This is a genomic window from Streptomyces specialis (assembly GCF_001493375.1).
Classification (GTDB): Bacteria; Actinomycetota; Actinomycetes; order Streptomycetales; family Streptomycetaceae; genus Streptomyces; species Streptomyces specialis.
On the sequence record NZ_LN929897.1, the window covers coordinates 756,167 to 773,609 of the forward strand.

General features: G+C 73.2%; 16 protein-coding genes. 10 read left to right on the forward strand and 6 right to left on the reverse strand.

Translation table 11 applies throughout. The annotated features are described in order from the left end of the window. The first annotated feature begins 154 nt into the window (after positions 1-154). The 5 genes from BN2279_RS26075 to BN2279_RS26095 all read left to right on the forward strand — a co-directional run bounded on the left by BN2279_RS26075 (position 155) and on the right by BN2279_RS26095 (position 4,860). Positions 155-517, forward strand: a complete 363-nt coding sequence (locus BN2279_RS26075) for a nuclear transport factor 2 family protein (protein WP_059013476.1) — start codon at positions 155-157, stop codon at positions 515-517. A 158-nt stretch (positions 518-675) separates the two neighbouring features. Continuing rightward, on the forward strand, positions 676-972 hold the full coding sequence (locus tag BN2279_RS26080; RefSeq protein ID WP_059013477.1) for a hypothetical protein: 297 nt from the start codon (positions 676-678) through the stop codon (positions 970-972). Positions 973-991: 19 nt separating this feature from the next. Next, positions 992-1,645 carry a pyridoxamine 5'-phosphate oxidase family protein gene (locus BN2279_RS26085; protein ID WP_059013478.1) on the forward strand — a complete coding sequence of 218 codons (654 nt, stop codon included), beginning with the start codon at positions 992-994 and terminating at the stop codon, positions 1,643-1,645. 71 nt (positions 1,646-1,716) lie between these two features. Next, the gene (locus BN2279_RS26090) at positions 1,717-2,421 is read left to right on the forward strand and encodes an HAD family hydrolase (protein ID WP_059013479.1); all 705 of its coding nucleotides are present in this window, start codon (positions 1,717-1,719) and stop codon (positions 2,419-2,421) included. 9 nt (positions 2,422-2,430) lie between these two features. Then, positions 2,431-4,860, forward strand: a complete 2,430-nt coding sequence (locus BN2279_RS26095) for a glycoside hydrolase family 65 protein (RefSeq protein WP_059013677.1) — start codon at positions 2,431-2,433, stop codon at positions 4,858-4,860. Positions 4,861-4,910: 50 nt separating this feature from the next. Here the strand turns inward: BN2279_RS26095 and BN2279_RS26100 are convergent, their stop codons facing one another. The 4 genes from BN2279_RS26100 to BN2279_RS26115 form a co-directional block, all read right to left on the reverse strand. After that, complete coding sequence (locus BN2279_RS26100; RefSeq protein ID WP_059013480.1) at positions 4,911-5,801, reverse strand: universal stress protein; 891 nt, start codon at positions 5,799-5,801, stop codon at positions 4,911-4,913. Positions 5,802-6,018: 217 nt separating this feature from the next. After that, positions 6,019-6,357: a nitrite reductase small subunit NirD gene (locus BN2279_RS26105; protein WP_059013481.1), complete on the reverse strand. Its 339-nt coding sequence runs from the start codon at positions 6,355-6,357 to the stop codon at positions 6,019-6,021. Next, complete coding sequence (gene nirB / locus BN2279_RS26110; RefSeq protein ID WP_059013482.1) at positions 6,354-8,990, reverse strand: nitrite reductase large subunit NirB; 2,637 nt, start codon at positions 8,988-8,990, stop codon at positions 6,354-6,356. The genes BN2279_RS26105 and nirB overlap by 4 nt, the downstream gene beginning before the upstream one ends. A 3-nt stretch (positions 8,991-8,993) precedes the next feature. After that, the gene (locus tag BN2279_RS26115; protein WP_059013483.1) at positions 8,994-10,226 is read right to left on the reverse strand and encodes an NAD(P)/FAD-dependent oxidoreductase; all 1,233 of its coding nucleotides are present in this window, start codon (positions 10,224-10,226) and stop codon (positions 8,994-8,996) included. 112 nt (positions 10,227-10,338) lie between these two features. Between BN2279_RS26115 and BN2279_RS26120 the strand changes: the two genes are divergently transcribed. The 4 genes from BN2279_RS26120 to BN2279_RS26135 all read left to right on the forward strand — a co-directional run bounded on the left by BN2279_RS26120 (position 10,339) and on the right by BN2279_RS26135 (position 14,309). Next, the gene (locus BN2279_RS26120; RefSeq protein ID WP_059013484.1) at positions 10,339-11,277 is read left to right on the forward strand and encodes a sulfotransferase family protein; all 939 of its coding nucleotides are present in this window, start codon (positions 10,339-10,341) and stop codon (positions 11,275-11,277) included. A gap of 18 nt (positions 11,278-11,295) precedes the next feature. Further along, the gene (locus tag BN2279_RS26125) at positions 11,296-11,838 is read left to right on the forward strand and encodes a GNAT family N-acetyltransferase (RefSeq protein ID WP_407702310.1); all 543 of its coding nucleotides are present in this window, start codon (positions 11,296-11,298) and stop codon (positions 11,836-11,838) included. A 119-nt stretch (positions 11,839-11,957) separates the two neighbouring features. Further along, positions 11,958-13,496, forward strand: a complete 1,539-nt coding sequence (locus BN2279_RS26130) for a WXG100 family type VII secretion target (protein ID WP_059013678.1) — start codon at positions 11,958-11,960, stop codon at positions 13,494-13,496. Positions 13,497-13,580: 84 nt separating this feature from the next. Further along, positions 13,581-14,309: a hypothetical protein gene (locus tag BN2279_RS26135; protein WP_059013486.1), complete on the forward strand. Its 729-nt coding sequence runs from the start codon at positions 13,581-13,583 to the stop codon at positions 14,307-14,309. Positions 14,310-14,352: 43 nt separating this feature from the next. Here the strand turns inward: BN2279_RS26135 and BN2279_RS26140 are convergent, their stop codons facing one another. After that, on the reverse strand, positions 14,353-14,853 hold the full coding sequence (locus tag BN2279_RS26140) for a GNAT family N-acetyltransferase (protein WP_059013487.1): 501 nt from the start codon (positions 14,851-14,853) through the stop codon (positions 14,353-14,355). A gap of 140 nt (positions 14,854-14,993) precedes the next feature. Between BN2279_RS26140 and BN2279_RS26145 the strand changes: the two genes are divergently transcribed. After that, positions 14,994-15,968, forward strand: coding sequence for an AraC family transcriptional regulator (locus BN2279_RS26145; RefSeq protein WP_059013488.1), 975 nt, complete (start codon positions 14,994-14,996; stop codon positions 15,966-15,968). Here BN2279_RS26145 and BN2279_RS26150 read toward each other — a convergent pair. Next, positions 15,935-17,437: a bifunctional phosphatase PAP2/diacylglycerol kinase family protein gene (locus BN2279_RS26150; protein ID WP_059013489.1), complete on the reverse strand. Its 1,503-nt coding sequence runs from the start codon at positions 17,435-17,437 to the stop codon at positions 15,935-15,937. The two genes, BN2279_RS26145 and BN2279_RS26150, sit on opposite strands and share 34 nt — an antisense overlap. Between the last annotated feature and the right edge of the window lie 6 nt (positions 17,438-17,443).

The window sequence follows — 17,443 nt, forward strand, 5'->3', positions numbered from 1 at the left end:
GGCACGAGAGGTACAGCCACTGCCTCGTCTACCCATCTGACGCTTCCGACGAATACGACAGAGCGGCTGCTGGCTGCCAGGGCGTGCGCGAGAACTTTCTTTGCCTTTGGCCCTTACCTACCTCCTTCTTCACGTAATCGTTTACGCTTCCGGGATGGACCTTGAATTCGCCAGGGAGTTCGTCGAGGAGTGGGTCGCCGGGTGGAACTCCCGGGATCTCGATCGCATCCTCGCCCACTACACGGACGACGTCGTCTTCGTCTCGCCGAAGATCACCGAGTTGATCGGGGAGCCGTCCGGGGTGGTCAGTGGCAAGGGCGCGCTCCGCGACTACTGGGCGGCCGGGTTGCGGCTGCTGCCGGATCTTCACTTCACCGTCGAGGACGTGCGGGTCTCCGTCGACACCCTCGTCATCAACTACCGCAACGAGAAGGGCCAGGCCGTCTCCGAGGTGCTGACCTTCCGGGACGGGTTGGTCTGTCGCGGTCTCGGTGCCTACGGTCCGAGTCCGAGCTGACACGGACGGGCGACGAGGCGAACGGAACTTCGGGAATGCGGGCCGAACACCTTTAGAGCGGCTTTGCCCGGGGATGAATGGGGTGTCGGGTCATGGCGCGAAGACAGGAGTCTGGTCATGAGCACGATCGCTTTTCGTTCCCGTCGGCGAGGCCAGGGATGAGCGGGGGGCTGCCGGATCCGGAGCGGTTGGATCAGCGGCAGCTCATCGGGGTCACCTGTGCGCTCTGCGGGCGGTATCTCGGGATCCGGGCGCGCGAGCTGGGGACCGTCCGGCATGCCCGGTACGGGTACACGTACCGGCTCTGGGGCTGCCTGCCCGAATGCGCCGGGGCCGGGGCCGGGGCCGCCGCCGGGGCCGGGCTCGGCGTCCCGGGCTCGCTGCCCACGCCCGTGCCCGCGCGGCATCACGCGCCACGGCCGGCCGGTCCGTCGTCCGGTGGCTTCTTCGGCTGAGGCGCGTGATGCTGAAGGGATGGACGGGCATGTGCACAACCACCGCAGCGACGTCGGGCGGCGCGTCGCGATCCGGCGCGAGCAGCTCGGGCTGAGCCGCGAGGACGTCGCCGACCGGGCCGGGGTCGCGCCGCAGTACCTGCGGTATCTGGAGGAGCGGCCCGCCTCGCCCAGCGTCGCGTCGCTCACCCGCGTGGCCAGGGCTCTGGAGACCAGCGTCGCGGAGCTGACCGGGGCCGAGCCGCCCGTCGCGTCGCCCTGCCCGCCGCCGCACGGCGAGATGGTGCGGCTCGACCCCGGCGAGTGCCACGAGCTGGCCGCCCGGCACACCGTGGGCCGGGTCGGGGTGACCACGCCCGACGGCCCGGCGATCATTCCCGTGAACTACGCCCTGGTCGACGGAACGGTCGTGTTCCGCACCATGCCGGGGGCCGGGCCGTCGTTCGCGCCCGACGCGGCGGAGACCGCGTTCGAGATCGACGCCCTGGACGAGGCCCAGGGCGTGGGCTGGAGCGTGCTGTTCGTCGGTCCGGCCAGGGAAGTCACCGACCCGGAGGAGATCGCCCGGCTGGCCGAGGAGACGCCCACCGAGCCGTGGGCGCCCGGCGAGCGGGACCTGTGGGTCCGGCTGCGCCCGGCGCGGGTGACCGGGCGGCGCGTCTACCTGCGCTGACGCGGGCCGGACGCGGCGCCGTTTGCGGGCCGGGGGCGCGGGGGTTCCCATGGAAGGTGGGAAGGAGTGCCATGGTCGACGTGCCGGAGCTGTGGACGTGCCGCGCGGTGGTGTTCGACACCGACGGCGTGATCACCGACTCGGCGCGGGCGCACGCCGCGGCCTGGAAGGAAGCCTTCGACGTGGTCCCCGGCGTGGACCCGCCGTTCGACGAGCACCGGGACTACCGCCGCCACGTGGACGGCCGGGCGCGCCTCGACGGCGCCGCCGCGTTCCTCGCCGCCCGGGGCCTGCCGGCCGATCCCGCGGCCGTGTCCGCCGTCGCGGCCCGCAAGGACGCCGCCTTCGAGCGGATGCTGGAGGAACGCGGCGTCGACGTGTACCCCGGCACGGTCCGGATGCTGAACGCCCTGCACGGCGCCCGGGTCCCCTGCGCCGCCGTCTCCGCCTCGCGCCACGCCCGCGATCTGCTGGCGCGGGCGGGCGTCCGTTCGCTGTTCCAGACCCTGGTGGACGGCGAGGACGCGGCGCGGCTCGGGCTGCCGGGCAAGCCCGATCCGGCGCTGTTCCTGGAGGCGGCGCGGCGGCTGTGCGTGCCGGTGGGGTCGGTGGCGGTCGTCGAGGACGCCCTGGCCGGGGTGGAGGCGGCCCGGCGCGGCGGGTTCGGGCTGGTGGTGGGTGTGGACCGGTCGGAAGGCCCGGCCGGCGCGGGCGAGTTGCTCGGGCACGGCGCCGATCTCGTCGTCAACGACCTCGCCGAGCTGCTGGGGAGGTGACCGGTGCCGGTGGCCGACTCCGACTGGACCTGGGAGTACGAGGGGTACGACCCGCGCGCCGAACGGCTGCGGGAGGCGCTGTGCACGCTGGGAAACGGCTACTTCGCGACGCGTGGCGCCGCCCCCGAAACCGTGGCCGGTCCCGCGCACTACCCCGGCACCTACGCGGCGGGCCTCTACAACCGCCTCACCACCACCCTCGCGGGCCGGCGGCTCCAGCACGAGGACCTGGTCAACCTGCCCAACTGGCTGACGCTGCGCTTTCGTCCGCACCCCGACGAGGGGCCGGACGGGCAGTGGTTCAGCCCGGACCACGACCCCGGCGCGCTGCTGCGGTACCGGCAGGTCCTCGACCTGCGGCGCGGCACGCTGACCCGGCTGCTGCGCCACCGCGACCCGCACGGCCGCCATCTCGGCGTCGAGCAGACCCGGCTCGTCCACATGGAGGACCCGCATCTCGCCGCGCTGCGGACGACGTTCACCGCCGAGGACTGGTCCGGGACGGTCGAGGTGGAGTCGGCGATCGACGGCATGGTGGGCAACACGGGCGTGGCGCGTTACCGCGACCTCGCCGGGCACCACCTCACGGGCATGACGACCGGCGCCGAGGACCCCGACACGGTGTGGCTGCGGTGCCGCACCAGCGACTCGGACACGCGGATCGTCATGGCGGCCAGGACGACCAGCGGGGAGTGGGAGGGCGCGGCCGAACGGCGCTGCCGCACCACGGACTTCAGGGCCGCGCACCTGCTGACGCTGCCCGTCGCGCCCGGCCGGCCGGTCACGGTGGAGAAGACCGTCGCCCTGCACACCTCGCGCGACGCCGCGATCAGCGGCCCCCTGACGGCCGCGCTGTCGCGGGTCCAACGCGCGCCGGACTTCGACGGGTTGCTGGAGACCCACGCCGGGGCGTGGGAACAGCTCTGGCGACAGGCCGAGTTGGAGGTGCCGGGCGAGGCGGGGCACATCCTGCGGCTGCACCTGTTCCACCTGCTCCAGACGCTGTCGCCGCGTCACACGCCCGAACTCGACGTCGGGGTACCGGCGCGCGGGCTGCACGGGGAGGCGTACCGGGGGCACGTGTTCTGGGACGAGCAGTTCGTGCTGCCCTATCTGAACCTGCACTTCCCGGAGTTGTCCAAGTCGCTGCTGATGTACCGCTACCGGCGGCTGCCGGAGGCGATCCGGCTCGCCGGGGCGGCCGGGTTCGAGGGCGCGATGTACCCCTGGCAGAGCGGCAGCGACGGCCGCGAGGAGACGCCTCGCACGCACCTCAACCCGCGCTCGGGGCGCTGGCTGCCGGACAACTCGCGGCTCCAGCATCACGTCGGCTCGGCGGTCGCGTACAACGTGTGGCGGTACGGACAGGTCACCGGGGACACGGAGTTCACCCACACCAAGGGCGCGGAGACGCTGTTCCAGATCGCCCGGTTCTGGGCGGACATCGCGCGGTGGGACGACGCGTACGAGCGGTACCGCATCCGGGGTGTCGTCGGGCCCGACGAGTACCACGAGGGGTATCCGGGGGCGGCCGAGCCGGGGCTGGACGACAACGCGTACACCAACGTCACGGGCGCCTGGGTCCTGGCCCGCGCGCTGGAGCTGGCCCGTACGCTGCCCACCTCACGCCGCCGCGAGCTGTTCGAACGCATCCAACTGCGGCCGGAAGAGCCGGAGAAGTGGGACGAGGTGTCGCGGCTGCTGCGGGTGCCGTTCCACGAGGGCGTGATCAGCCAGTTCGAGGGGTACGGCGAACTGGCCGAACTGGACTGGGACGGCTACCGGCGCCGGTACGGGGACATCAGGCGGCTGGACCGCATCCTGGAGTCGGAGGGCGACTCGGCCAACCGTTACCAGGCGTCCAAGCAGGCGGACGTGCTGATGCTGGGCTATCTGTTCGCGCCGGACGAGCTGCGGGAGGTCTTCGCGCGGCTCGGGCACGGCCTGGACGACGAGATGTGGAACCGCACCGTCGACTACTACCTGGCCAGGACCAGCCACGGCTCGACGCTCAGCGGCCTGGTGCACGCGTGGGTGCTGGCCCGGGCGCGGCGCGGTGAGGCGTGGACGCACCTGCGGGAGGCGCTGGCCGGTGACGTCGCGGACCTCCAGGGCGGGACGACCGCCGAGGGCATCCACCTGGGCGCCATGGCGGGCACGCTGGATCTGGTGCAACGGGGGCTGACCGGGTTGCGGACGCGGGAGGGCGCGCTGTGGCTGGACCCGGCGCCGGTGCCGGAGCTGTCGGAGTTCGGGTTCTCCGTGCGGCACCGGGGGATCGGGGTGCGGGTGCGGATGAAGCCGGGACAGCTCTGGGTGGGCGTTCCGGCGTGGGAGGAGACGCCGGTGCCGGTGCGGGTGGTGCTGGACGGGCTGGCCGTGGACATCGCGCCGGGCGAGCACCGGCTGCTGCCGCTGCGCCCGCCGCGCGGCGACTGAGCCGACGCCGGGGTCGGCCCGGTCCCGTGCCGCCGGTCGCTCCCGTGCCGTCAGTCGTTGTCGTACGGCACGACCGCGACCGGGCAGCGGGCGTGGTGCAGGGCGGCGTGCACGACCGGGCCGACGCGCATGCCGAGCACCGGGCGGTGCACGCGGCGGCCGACGACGAGCAGCCCGGACCGGAACGCGGCGGCCGTCAGCAGCACCTCGGACGCGTTGCCGGAGCGCAGGTGCTCCACGACGGGCACGCCGGGGTGGCGCCGCCGCCACGGGTCCAGGGTCTGGGCCAGCTCGCGGCCCTCCAGCTCCTCCAGGTCCCGGCTGCTCTCCTCCGTCAGGCTGTCGGGCACCTCGGGGCCGAACAGCGACGGCGTGCCCCAGGCCCGGACGGCGCGGACGGCGGCGCCGCGCGTGGCGGCGGTGGTGAAGGCGAAGTCGAGCAGGGCGTCGGCGGCCGGGCCCAGGTCCTTGAGGGCGACGACGATCTCGTCGCCCTCGTCGGCGCGCTCCTGGGTGCCGGAGCGGACGAAGACCATGGGCCGGCTGACGCGGGCCAGGACGGACAGGCCGACCGAGCCGAGCAGGAAGCCGACGAGAGCGCTGTGGCCGCGCGAGCCGATGACCAGCATCTCCGCGTCGGCGGCCTTCTCGATCAGGCCCGTGGAGGCGATCTCGGGGACCAGCTCGGTGGTGACGGACACGCCGGGGCGTTCGGCGGCCACCTGGGCCCGGGTCCTGGCCAGCAGGTCGCGGGCCGCGCCCTCGTCGGGGGTGGGCGGCACATAGACGGGCTCGGTGATCCAGGCGTGCACGAGGTGCAGGGGAGCGCCGCGGCGCTCCGCCTCCCGCGCCGCCCACCGGGCGGCGGTGGCGCTCTCGGCCGAACCGTCGATGCCGACCGTGATGGGACGGGGAACGGGGCGGGGCGTGGGGCCGGTCATGGGACATCCCTCCGAAAACTTCCGGTATGTCCATTCTCCCGCGTTTCAACCGCGGGAGCGAGGCGTGCCGCCGTCCTCCGTGACCGTTCGGGGGTGCGGCTCCGCCGGCGTCGCTTCGTCAGGGCAGGGCGTGCGAGGCCGGCGGGGCCGCCGATGGAGGGCCGGGACCGTGACGGCCCTCCCCGGGAGGGGGAGGGCCGGCGGCTCCCGGCGGGGCTCAGCGGCTGCGGGTGGCGTACACCGGGACCGCCTTTTCGGGGTCCGGGTCGTCCAGGCAGCGGCCCGTCGTCAGGTCGAAGCGCTGCTTCAGCAGCGGCGACGCCACGAACGGCATGCCCTCGTTGCCCGTCGAGCCGATCAGACCGCGGGAGAGCACATAGGCGCCGGTGAACGGGTCACGATTGCCGATCGCGTAGGTCCGGCCGTGCCGGTCGAGGAACACCGCGGCCTGCCGGCCGTCCGGCAGCAGCGCCGCCACCCCGCGCCCCGGCGTCAACTCGGCCAGTCCGCACACCGGGACCCACTCGTCGCCCGTCAACTGGACTTCCACCTTCATCGCGTGCTGCTCCCCTCAAGCGTGCGGACGGGCAGCTCGGGCCCGGCCAGGATGGTCAGATCGGGCTTCACCTGGTCCCGCTCCGGCACGAACCGGACCGTCGGGTCGGGCGCGCCCGGCGCGTTCACGAACGACACGAAGCGCCGCAGCTTCTCCGGGTCGCTGATCGTCTCCGCCCACTCGTCGCGGTAGGTCGCGACGTGCGCCGCCATCAGCGCCTCCAGCTCGTCGCAGATGCCGAGCGAGTCGTGCACCACCACGTCCTTGACGTGGTCGAGGCCGCCCGGGATCCGTTCCAGCCAGGCCGAGGTGCGCTCCAGCCGGTCGGCGGTGCGGATGTAGAACATCAGGAACCGGTCGATGAGCCGGATCAGTTCGGCGTCGGACAGGTCCTGGGCGAGCAGGTCGGCGTGGCGCGGTGTCGCGCCGCCGTTGCCGCCGACGTACAGGTTCCAGCCGTTGGAGGTGGCGATGACGCCGAAGTCCTTGCCCATCGCCTCCGCGCACTCGCGGGCGCAGCCGGACACCGCCGACTTCAGCTTGTGCGGCGACCGCAGGCCCCGGTACCGCAGCTCCAGGTCGATCGCCATCCGCACGCTGTCCTGCACGCCGTACCGGCACCAGGTGGAGCCCACGCACGACTTCACCGTGCGCAGCGCCTTGCCGTACGCGTGGCCCGACTCGAAGCCCGCCTCGACCAGCCGGGCCCAGATCATGGGGAGTTGATCGACCCGCGCGCCGAACAGGTCGATGCGCTGGCCGCCGGTGATCTTCGTGTAGAGGCCGAAGTCCCGGGCCACCTCGCCGATCACGATCAGCTTCTCCGGGGTGATCTCACCGCCGGGGATGCGCGGCACCACCGAGTAGGAGCCGTTCTTCTGCATGTTGGCGAGGAAGTGGTCGTTGGTGTCCTGCAACGCGGCCTGCTCGCCGTCCAGCACGTAGACGTCCGCGCCGATCGTCGGGGCGAGGGAGGCGAAGATCGAGCCCACCGCCGGCTTGCAGATCTCGCAGCCGTCGCCGCCGCGCGCCGCCGGCCGGCCGTGGTTGTCCAGCAGCTCCTGGTAGGAGTTGAGGCGCAGCGCCAGCACGATCTCGTACAGCTCCTGGCGGGTCTGCGAGAAGCAGCCGCACAGCCCGGGATCGACGGTGACGCCGTTGGCGGCCAGCTCGTCGTTGACCAGCAGCCCCAGCGTCTTCACGCAACTGCCGCAGCCCGTCCCGGCCTTGGTGCACTTCTTGACCTCCGGCACGGTGACGCACTGGTGCTCGCCGACCGCCGCCCGGATGGCGCCCTTGCTGACGTTGTGGCAGCTACAGATGATCGCGTCGTCCGGCAGCGCGGACGGCCCGATCGCGGTGGCCGGTGCCAGTCCGGCGGGCAGCACGAGCTGTTCGGGCGCGGCCGGGGGCACGCTGCCGGTCAGCGGGCGCAGCAGCCCGTACGACTCGGCGTCGCCGACCAGCACCCCGCCGAGCAGCGTGCCGTCCCGGCCGATCACCAGCTTCTTGTAGACGCCGGAGCGGGAGTCGGAGTAGACGACGTCGAGGCAGCCCTCGGCCCGGCCGTGCGGGTCGCCGAACGACGCCACGTCCACGCCGAGCAGCTTCAGCTTGGTGGAGGTGTCCGCGCCGGTGAACGTCTTGGCGTCCGCCGCCGGCGATCCGCCCTCCGCGATGGTCGCGGCGGCGGCCACGGCCATCTCGTAGCCGGGCGCGACCAGTCCGTACACCATGCCGTCGGTGGCCCGCGCGCACTCGCCGATCGCGAACACCGCCGGGTCCGACGCCGTCCGGCAGAACTCGTCCACCACGACGCCGCCGCGCTCCCCGATGTCGAGGCCCGCCGCCCTGGCCAGTTCGTCCCTGGGCCGGACACCGGCCGAGAAGATCACCATGTCGGTCGCGACGGTCGAACCGTCCGACAGGGCCATGCCGTTGACCGCGCCGTCCGCGTCCGCGGTGATCTCCTGGCCGCCGACGCCGGTGTGGACGATCAGCCCCATGTCCTCGACCGTGCGGCGCAGTGTGGCGCCGCCGCCCTCGTCGACCTGGATCGCCATCAGGCGCGGGTTGTACTCCACGATGTGCGTCTCCAGGCCGAGGCCCTTCAGCGCGCCGGCCGCCTCAAGTCCGAGGAGCCCGCCGCCGACGACCAGCCCGGTCCGGCAGTTCTTCGCGTACTCCTCGATCGCGAGCACGTCCTCGACCGTCCGGTAGACGAAGCACCCGGCGCTGTCCTTGCCGGGCACCGGCGGCACGAACGGGTAGGAGCCGGTGGCCAGGACGAGCGTGTCGTAGGCGAACACCCGGCCGCTGCGCGCGGTCACGGTCCGCGTCGCGCGGTCGATGGCCGTGGCGGGGTCGTCCGTGTACAGCTCGATGCCGTGCCGCTCCATGAATCCCTCGGGGACCATGGACAGTTCGTCGGGGGAGCTGCCGGAGAAGTAGGAGGTGAGGTGCACCCGGTCATAGGCGGCGCGCGGCTCCTCGCACAGCACGACGACGCGGGCCCGCTGGGTCACGCCCCGGTCCGCGAGCTCTTCGAGGAAGCGCTGGCCGACCATCCCGTGCCCGATCAGGACGATCGTCTCGGCCGGGGTCCCGGGTGCGTTCTCGGTGGCGGTGGACATGGGTCAGTACCCTCCGTCGTGGGTGAGCAGGTGGAGCAGGGGAGTGGCGGGAAGCGGCTCGTCGCCTTCCCAGGTGTGGGCGAGCGTCCCGACGCTGCCCAGGTCGCCGACGAGAATCCCGCCCAGCAACCGGTCGCCGCGGACGACGATCTTGCGGTAGGCGCCGCGCGTGGCGTCCGCCAACTGCACGACATCGTCGCCCGGTGAGGGGGTCGTCTCGCCGAACGCGGCCAGGTCGAGCGGCCCGTCCGGCAGCGTCAGCCGGACCAGGGAGCGGGTGCCGGAGTAACCGGCCGCGTCGTCACGGCCGTTCAGTGTTCCGTTGAGCATCCGGGCCAGCGCGTCGGCCTGTTCCTGGGCGGCGCCGGCGAGCCCGTACAGCACGCCGTCGTGCTCCGCGCAGTCCCCGATCGCGTACACGTCGGGGTCGGACGTCCGCAGCCGGTCGTCGACGGCGATCCCGCCGCGGGCGCCGAGCGCCAGCCCGGCCTCCCGGGCCAGGCCGGTCCGCGGCCGGACGCCGCAGGCCAGCACCACGACATCGGCGCCCAGCTCGTATCCGTCCGCGAGTTCGACACCGCGCACCCGGTCGTCCTCGGTCCGCAGACCGCGCACCCGGCACTCGGTGTGCACCTCCACGCCGGTCGCGGCCAGATGCGAATGCAGCAACTGACCCGCGCCCACGTCGAGATGACGGTCCATCAGGTACTCGCCCTGCTGGGCGACCACCACACCGGCGCCGCGCCCGGCCAGCGCGCGGGCCGCCGAGACGCCCAGCAGCCCGCCCCCGATCACCACGGCCCGGGTCCCCTCGCCGACCGCCTCGCGCAGCGCCAGGCAGTCGTCCAGGGTGCGGAACGCGTGCACGCCCTCGGGCAGGCCCGCCACCAGTCCGCGCAGCGGCGGCAGCACCGGGCTCGATCCGGTGGCCAGCACCAGCACGTCGTACGGCGTGGCCGAGCCGTCCTCGCACTCGACCTGCCGCGCGGCGCGGTCGATCCGCGCCACCCGCACACCGCCACGCCAGGTGACGGCTCCGGCCGGGCGCGGCAGCGCGATGACGTCGGCCGGGTACCTGTCGGCCAGCACATCGGCCAGCAGCACCCTGTTGTAGGGCGCGTGCGGCTCCTCCGCCAGCACGGTGATCACGGTGTTCCCCGCCGTACCGAGCTGCTGCGCGAGGCGGGCGCCGGCCATCCCGCCACCGACGATCACGACACGCGTTTTCGGACTCATACCCCTGAGAGTGCGGTGGTGCTGTTACCCGTCCGCATCACATCCGTTTCTCATAGGCAACGCTGCCCTCAGCTCGCCCTTGTCCGGGGTGTGAGCCCGCTACGCTGCCGCCGTGCGGCACCTGACCTTCATCGTCGGCACCGGGCGCAGCGGATCGACGCTGCTGTCCCGCATCCTCAACCTCCACCCCGGCATCCTGAGCCTGAACGAGCTGCTCGCCTCGCTCCAGGATCCCGAACGGGGCCTGCCCGCCGAGCCGTTGACCGGCGACGCCTTCTGGCGCATCCTCGCAGACGTCAACCCGGTCTTCGACGCCATGATCAACGCCGGGGTGCCGCTGCCGGAGTTCCTCCGCCCGCGCCCGGCCAGTCCGGCGCTGAACCTGATGGTCCTGCCCCACCTCACCGACGATCCGGACGCGGCGCTGGACGCCCTGGCCCGGGAGGTCACCCGATGGCCGCGCCGCCCGGCGCCCGCACACTACCGCGCCTTCTTCGACCTGCTGTCCGCGCGGTTCGGCCGCGGCGACGCCGTCGTGGAGCGCTCCGGCTACTCGGTGCGCTGGATACCCCGGCTGCGGGCCGCGTTCCCGGAGGCCCGCTTCGTCCACCTGTACCGGGACGGCCCCGACTGCGCGCTGTCGATGAGCCGCCACGTCGCCTACCGCGTCATCTCGCTGCTGCGCGACCTGCCGCCCGACTCGGCCCTTCCGTTCGACCCGGCGGCGGCCGTCGCACGGGACGTCCCGGTGACGCGGTTCGGCGCGCTGTGGTCCGAGCTGGTCACCGAGGCCGTCGCGCATCTGGACGCCGTGCCGCCCGGGTCGCGGACGACGCTGTCGTACGAGGACCTGCTCTCCGCGCCCGACCGCGAACTGACCCGGCTCGCCACCTTCGCGGGCGCGAACCCCGACGACGGCTGGCTGACGGCGGCCCGCGCCCTTCTCGACCCGACCCGGCGGGGCGCCTCCCGGCGCCTGGCCCCGGACGCACTGGCACGACTACGGGCGAGCTGCGCGCCGGGCATCCGTGCCCTCGCGCAATCCCGTTGACCCGCAAGGATGGCAGGTATGACACCTATGACCGAGGTGCGCGTCGCCCACACCGCAGACCTGGACACGGCGGCCCTGGCCGCCGCGCGGGCCCTGCTCGACGAGGCGTTCGAGGGAGAGTTCACCGATCACGACTGGGAACACGCGCTGGGCGGCATGCACGCCCTGCTCTGGGAGGGCGCGGACCTGATCGGCCACGCCTCCGTCGTGCAGCGCCGCCTGCTGCACGCCGGCCGGGCCCTGCGCTCGGGCTACGTGGAGGCGGTCGCGGTCCGGGAGACCCACCGCCGCCGGGGGCACGGCGCCACGCTGCTGACGGCGCTGGAGCGGTTGATACGCGGCGGTTACGACCTCGGCGCCCTGGCCTCGTCGGACGAGGCCCTGCCGTTCTACGCGGAACGCGGCTGGCGCCTGTGGCAGGGACCGACGTTCGCGCTGACCCCCCTGGGCATAGCGCGCACCGAGGAGGACGACGGCGGCGTGTACGTCCTCCCCGTGGCCGCCCGGCTGGACCTGTCAGGGGAACTGGTGTGCGACTGGCGGGACGGCGACGTCTGGTAGCGCGGGCGGCACGGGGACACGTTCGCGACGAGGCTGTGACACTCCCGGATGGAACGCGAGTGCGAAGTCCGGTTAGTTTGATGCGGTCTTGAACGTCTGCCGTGAAGGGGGTGTCGGTGATGGCGCGGCCGTCCGACTGGAGTCCCGTGGCCATGGACCGGGACCCGACGCCGGGCAACCCGGACGAGGTCCGTCAACTCGCCGAGAGTTTGCAGGACTTCGCGGACGATGTCGGTGAGGCGCTGGGGAAGATCCGGGGCATGGCCGGGGAGCGCGCCGTGCTGGACTGGGCCGGGTTGTCGGCGGAGGCGTTCCGCGCGGAGTTCGACGGGGTGCCGGACAACCTGACCAAGCTCCAGACGTCGTACGACATGGCGGCGGACGCGCTGGCGCGGTACTGGCCGGAGTTGCAGACCGCGCAGGGCATGGCGGACCGCGCGCTGGAGCGCGCGATCGCCGCGCAGGCCGATCTCAGTGCCGCCCAAGCGCAGTTGACGGACGCGGAGGACTGGGTCTCGCGGGCCGGGGACGAGGCCGAACGCCTGGAGGACGAGGAGGACGCTCCGGAGCCGCCGTCGGAGGAGGACGTCCGTAACGCGGTGCGGGACCGGCAGGCCGCGGACGCCGCGGCCGGGGCGGCCCGGGACCGGGTCGCGACGGCCGAGGACAACCTCGCCGCCGCCCGCGATCTCGCGGAACAGGCGCGGGAGATGCGCGAGGAGGCCGCCCGGGCCTGTGCCTCCGCGATCGACGAGGCCTCCGACGCCGGTATCCAGAACCGGAAGTGGTGGGAGAAGGCGTTCAAGTGGGTCCAGGACAACTGGGACACCATCGTCGAGGTCTGCAAGATCATCGTCGCCGTCCTCGGCGTTGTGGTGATGATCATCGGCGGGCCCCTCGCCTGGGTCGTACTGGCCGCCGCGCTGATCGTGCTGGCCGACACCCTCGTCAAATACGCAAAAGGCCAGGCCACCCTGCTCGACGTGGCGTTCGCCGCCCTGGACTGCATCCCCGGCATGAAGGGCCTCACCACCGCCGGCGGGCTCCTCGTCATGGGCCGCAACCTCGTCACGGGCGCCCGGCGCGGTCTGGGCGGCATGGCGGGCGGCGTCCGGGGCATGGCGGGCGCGATCCGCGGCTCCGCCCGCATGCCGGGCGGCATGATCCCCTACCGGGCGCTGTCGCCGAAGGCGAGGAGCCTGGTCCGCCGGCTGGACGCCGACGGGCACATCCCCATCCGCCGGGGCGAGGTCAACGTCTCGCACATGGCCGAGTTGCAGCGGTTCAACGGCGTGGAGCACGCGATCATCCAGAACCCGGCCGGTGAACTGCGCCTGTTCCGGGGCACGGAACGCACCTCCTCGATCCCCTCGGATCTGCGTGGTCAGGGCTACGACTTCATCGCCCACACGCACCCCGAGGACCGTCTCCCGGGCCCGGCGCTCAACGACGTGGAACGCGCCATGAATCAGCCCAACAGCATGTCGCGCGACCTGGAGTACAAGCACTCCGACCACACCGAGGTCGTCATCAGCCGCGACGGCCAGCTCCGCTTCTTCGACGGCGACGGCATCATGGAACTGCCTCCCGGTGTCTATCCGCCCAACGGACCCGTGAACGACCTCGGTTTCATCGTGCCCGTTCCGCGTGTCGGCTGACTGATAGCCTGAGAGAATTCGGGAATTCGCAGGACCGTGAGAGACGTGACAGGAATGGACAGGTGACAGAAAAGGTGCGGGATCATGGGTGACAACAACGCGTCATGCCGGATCTGCGGACAGTTCGTGCTTCAGGTTCCCGGCTGGACGAGCATCGTCCCGAGTTACTGGTCGATGCGCGCGACGTGGCGTCCCGAGCACGAATTCTTCCACGGCCCCCTGCACTTCTCCTGCCTGACCGGCTGGGAGCACCTGGAGCCGTTCCAGAAGGAGCTGAAGGAGATCCTGACCGGCCGGGGCCGGGAGATCACCGTCGAGGTCGGCTCCGCCGAGCACACCGTGAGCCAGCCCGGTCTGTACTTCAGCGAGCTGCTCTACGCGAACGAGGAGTGCTCGATCCACCGGAACACGTCGTACGACGAATGGCTGGTCCTGACCGCGAAGGGCCCTTGGTTCACGCTTCGGCCCAAGCACCTGAAGGCGCTGACCGAGGGCCGGCCGGTCCGGGACGGCGGCGATGGCGAGCGGATCGTGCTGCCGGCCGACCCGGCCCCCGGGATCGAGACCGCCGCGCTGCCGGATCTGCTGGACTCACTGGGCGTCCGCTCGCGGTATCCGGGCGTGGTCGAACTGGGCGAGGCCGTCTTCGAATTCTGGGGCTATTACCCGAGGAAGCGCATTCTGGAGTACGGCGTGACCGCCGATCTCCCGCTCCCCGATTCGGTGGTGGATTTCCTCGCCGAGTATGCCCGCCGCTATGAGCCGACCTCCTTCGAGGAATTCGACGAATTCGAGGACGACGACGACATGTAGCGGCCTGTTCTCCGCGGCGCCCGCCGGGGCAGCGGTCCTGGCGTCACCGGGACAGGTCCCGCTGGAGGAGGAGCGTGTCCAGCCAGCGGCCCTGTTTGTGGCCGACGGCCGTGAGGCGGCCCGCGTCGGTGAAGCCGAACGCGCGGTGCAGCGCGGGGGAGGCGCCGTTGTCGCCGGTGTCCGCGATCACCGCGATGAGCTGCCGGACCCCGGCCTCGGCGCAGCGGGCGAGCAGCGCGTCGAGCAGGGCGCGGCCGAGGCCCCGGCCGGTGTGGCCGGGGGAGAGGTAGATGCTGTTCTCGGCGGTGTGCCGGTAGGCGGGCTGCGTCCGCCACGGTGAGGCGGTGGCGAAGCCCACGACCCGGCCGTCCGTCTCCGCGACGAGGAACGGCAGGCGCAGGCCGGTCAGTTCGGTCAGCTTCCGGTGCCACTCCGCGGGGGTGGGCGGGGTCTCCATGAACGTGATCACGGTGTGGGTCACGTAGTGCGCGAAGATCTCCCCGACGGCGTCGAGGTCGGCGGCGGTCGCCTGGCGGATTTCCATCCGGACATCCTAGGAACGGCACCGGCGAGGGGCGCCCGGGGCGCGGAATCCGTTGCCGTGCGACAAGTTCCGCGGGGTCGCGGACACCGGCGTGTCGTTCGGCCGTTCACCCGTGCGCGGGGGCGTCTACGCTGAGCGGCGTGGACGCACTCACGAGTCTGCTGGACGGCCCCCGTGCCCGGGGGGCGTTCCTGATGCGTACCGTCCTCACCCCGCCGTGGGCCGTCGAGGTGCGGGACGAGGCGCCGCTGACGCTGGTGTGCGCGACGCGGGGCGGCGCGGTCATCTCCCGGGCGGGGGAGGAGACATGGCTGGTCGCCGGGGACGTCGCCGTCGTCGGCGGCCCGGAGCCGTACGTGGTGGCCGACGACCCGGCCACCGAGCCGCAGATCGCGGTGCTGCCCGGCGGGTGCAGCGTGGGGCGCGACGGCACCGATCTGTGCGAGGAGTTCGACCTCGGCGTGCGGGCCTGGGGCGCGGACCCGGACGGGCCGACCGAGCTGCTGATCGGCACCTACCAGCTCCACCGGGAGGTCAGCGGGCGGCTGTTGCGTTCCCTGCCGCCGGTGCTCCTGCTGCGCGGGCGCGACTGGGACTGCCCGCTGGTGGCGCTGCTCGCGGCCGAGATCGCCCGTGACGTGCCGGGACAGGAGGTCGTCCTGGACCGGCTCCTGGACCTGCTGCTGATCTCCGTGCTGCGCGCCTGGTTCGCCCGGCCGGAGGCCACCGCGCCCGCCTGGTTCCGGGCGCACGGCGACCCGGTCGTGGGGCAGGCGCTGCGGCTGATGCACGACCATCCGGCGCACCCGTGGACCGTCTCGTCGCTGGCGGCCAAGGCCGGGGCGTCGCGGGCCGCGCTGGCCCGGCGCTTCTCCGCGCTGGTCGGGGAGCCGCCGATGACGTATCTCACCGGGCTGCGGCTGGAGATGGCGGCCGAGCTGCTGCGCGAACCGCAGGCCACCGTCGAGGCCGTGGCCCGGCGCGTCGGCTACGGCAGCCCGTTCGCGCTGAGCACCGCGTTCAAACGCGAACGCGGCGTCAGCCCCAGCGAGTACCGCGACCAGACGGGGAACGCGCCCGGTCAGAGCAGCGGCGGCCCCGGGTCGGGGCGGTAGACCGACAGGCGGTCCCGCCGCTTGTCCAGCACCAGCGACGCGGGCGCGGGCGCGGCCTCGCCGTCGTACGCCAGGGTGCTGCCCTCGCCCAGCCCGGACACCCGCAACCGGGGCAGCCGGGCCGCCGAGTACACGTGCGACCGGGCCAGGGTGCCGGTCAGCGCGGCCACCACGACGCGGGTGCGCGCGAACCGCTTGTCGCCCGTCACCGTGCGCACGTCCAGCAGCCCGTCGTCCAGGTGGGTGCGGTGCGACGGCGCGAAACCCTCCGGCGAGTACAGGCCGTTGCCCGCGAACAGCAGCCACAGCTTGTGCGGCCGGCCGTTCAGCTCGACCTGGAGCGGGCGGGCGGTGCGCAGCACCCGCGCCAGCGACAGCGCGGCCACCGGCCACTTGCCGATCCGCCGCTCCAGCGGCTCCAACGCCTCGCGCAGCCGCACCACATCGGGGTAGATGCCGAGGCTGAAGGTGTTCAGGAAGTGCGTCGCGGGACCGGTCGAGCCGCCCGCCGGGCGGATGCGGCCCAGATCGACGGCGATGGCGTCGCCGGAACGGACGGCGGCGGCGGTGTCCTCGAAGGTCTCGATGCCGGTGTCCAGCGCGAAGTGGTTCAGGGTGCCGCCGGGGAAGACCGCCAGCGGCACGCCGTGGTCGGCGGCCCGGGACGCGGCGGCGTTGACCGTGCCGTCGCCGCCGCACACCCCGAGCGCGCCGCCCCGTTCGGCGGCCCGCGCGGCGGCGTCGTCCAGCAGCTCCCCGAGGTCGCGCGGGCCGTCGTCGCCCGCGTCGCACGTGACGATCTCGGCCTTGGGCAGCACCTCGCGCAGCCGGTCCGCCGAGGTGCCGCCGCCGCCCGCTTGGTCGTTGACCACCACCACCAGCCCCTCGCCGTCCGGCAGCGCGGGCACCGGCACCCGGTGGTGCACGAACTGCGCGGGCTGCGGGCGGCGCGGCCAGACCCGGCCGGTGGCCAGCGCCGCGCCCACGCCCAGCGCGCAGCCGACGAGGACGTCCGCCGGGTAGTGGACGCCGACGTAGATCCGGGAGAACGCGACGGCGGCGGCGACCGGCACGACCGCCGCGCCCAGCCGGCCGGACTCCATGGCGACGGCGGTGGCGAAGGCCGCCGCCGACGCCGAGTGGCCGGAGGGGAACGAGCTGGTCAGCGGCTGGCGGGTCAGGCGCCGCGCCAGCGGCACCGCGTCGATCAGCGGGCGCTGCCGGCTGGCGGCGTACTTGATCACCGTGTTGGTGGTGAACGACGCCAGCGCGAGAGCGGCGATCCCGCGCCCCGCCGCCCGCGTCCCGCTCCGGCCGCCGAACGCGGCGAGCGCGCCCGCCGTGCCGAACCAGAGCCGCCCGTGGTTGGCGGCCCGGGTCAGGCGCGGCAGCACGAACTGGACGCCCGGCGGCTCGGCGGCGGCGACACGTTCGAAGATCCGGCGGTCCAGGCGGCTGAGCCGTCCCATCGTGTC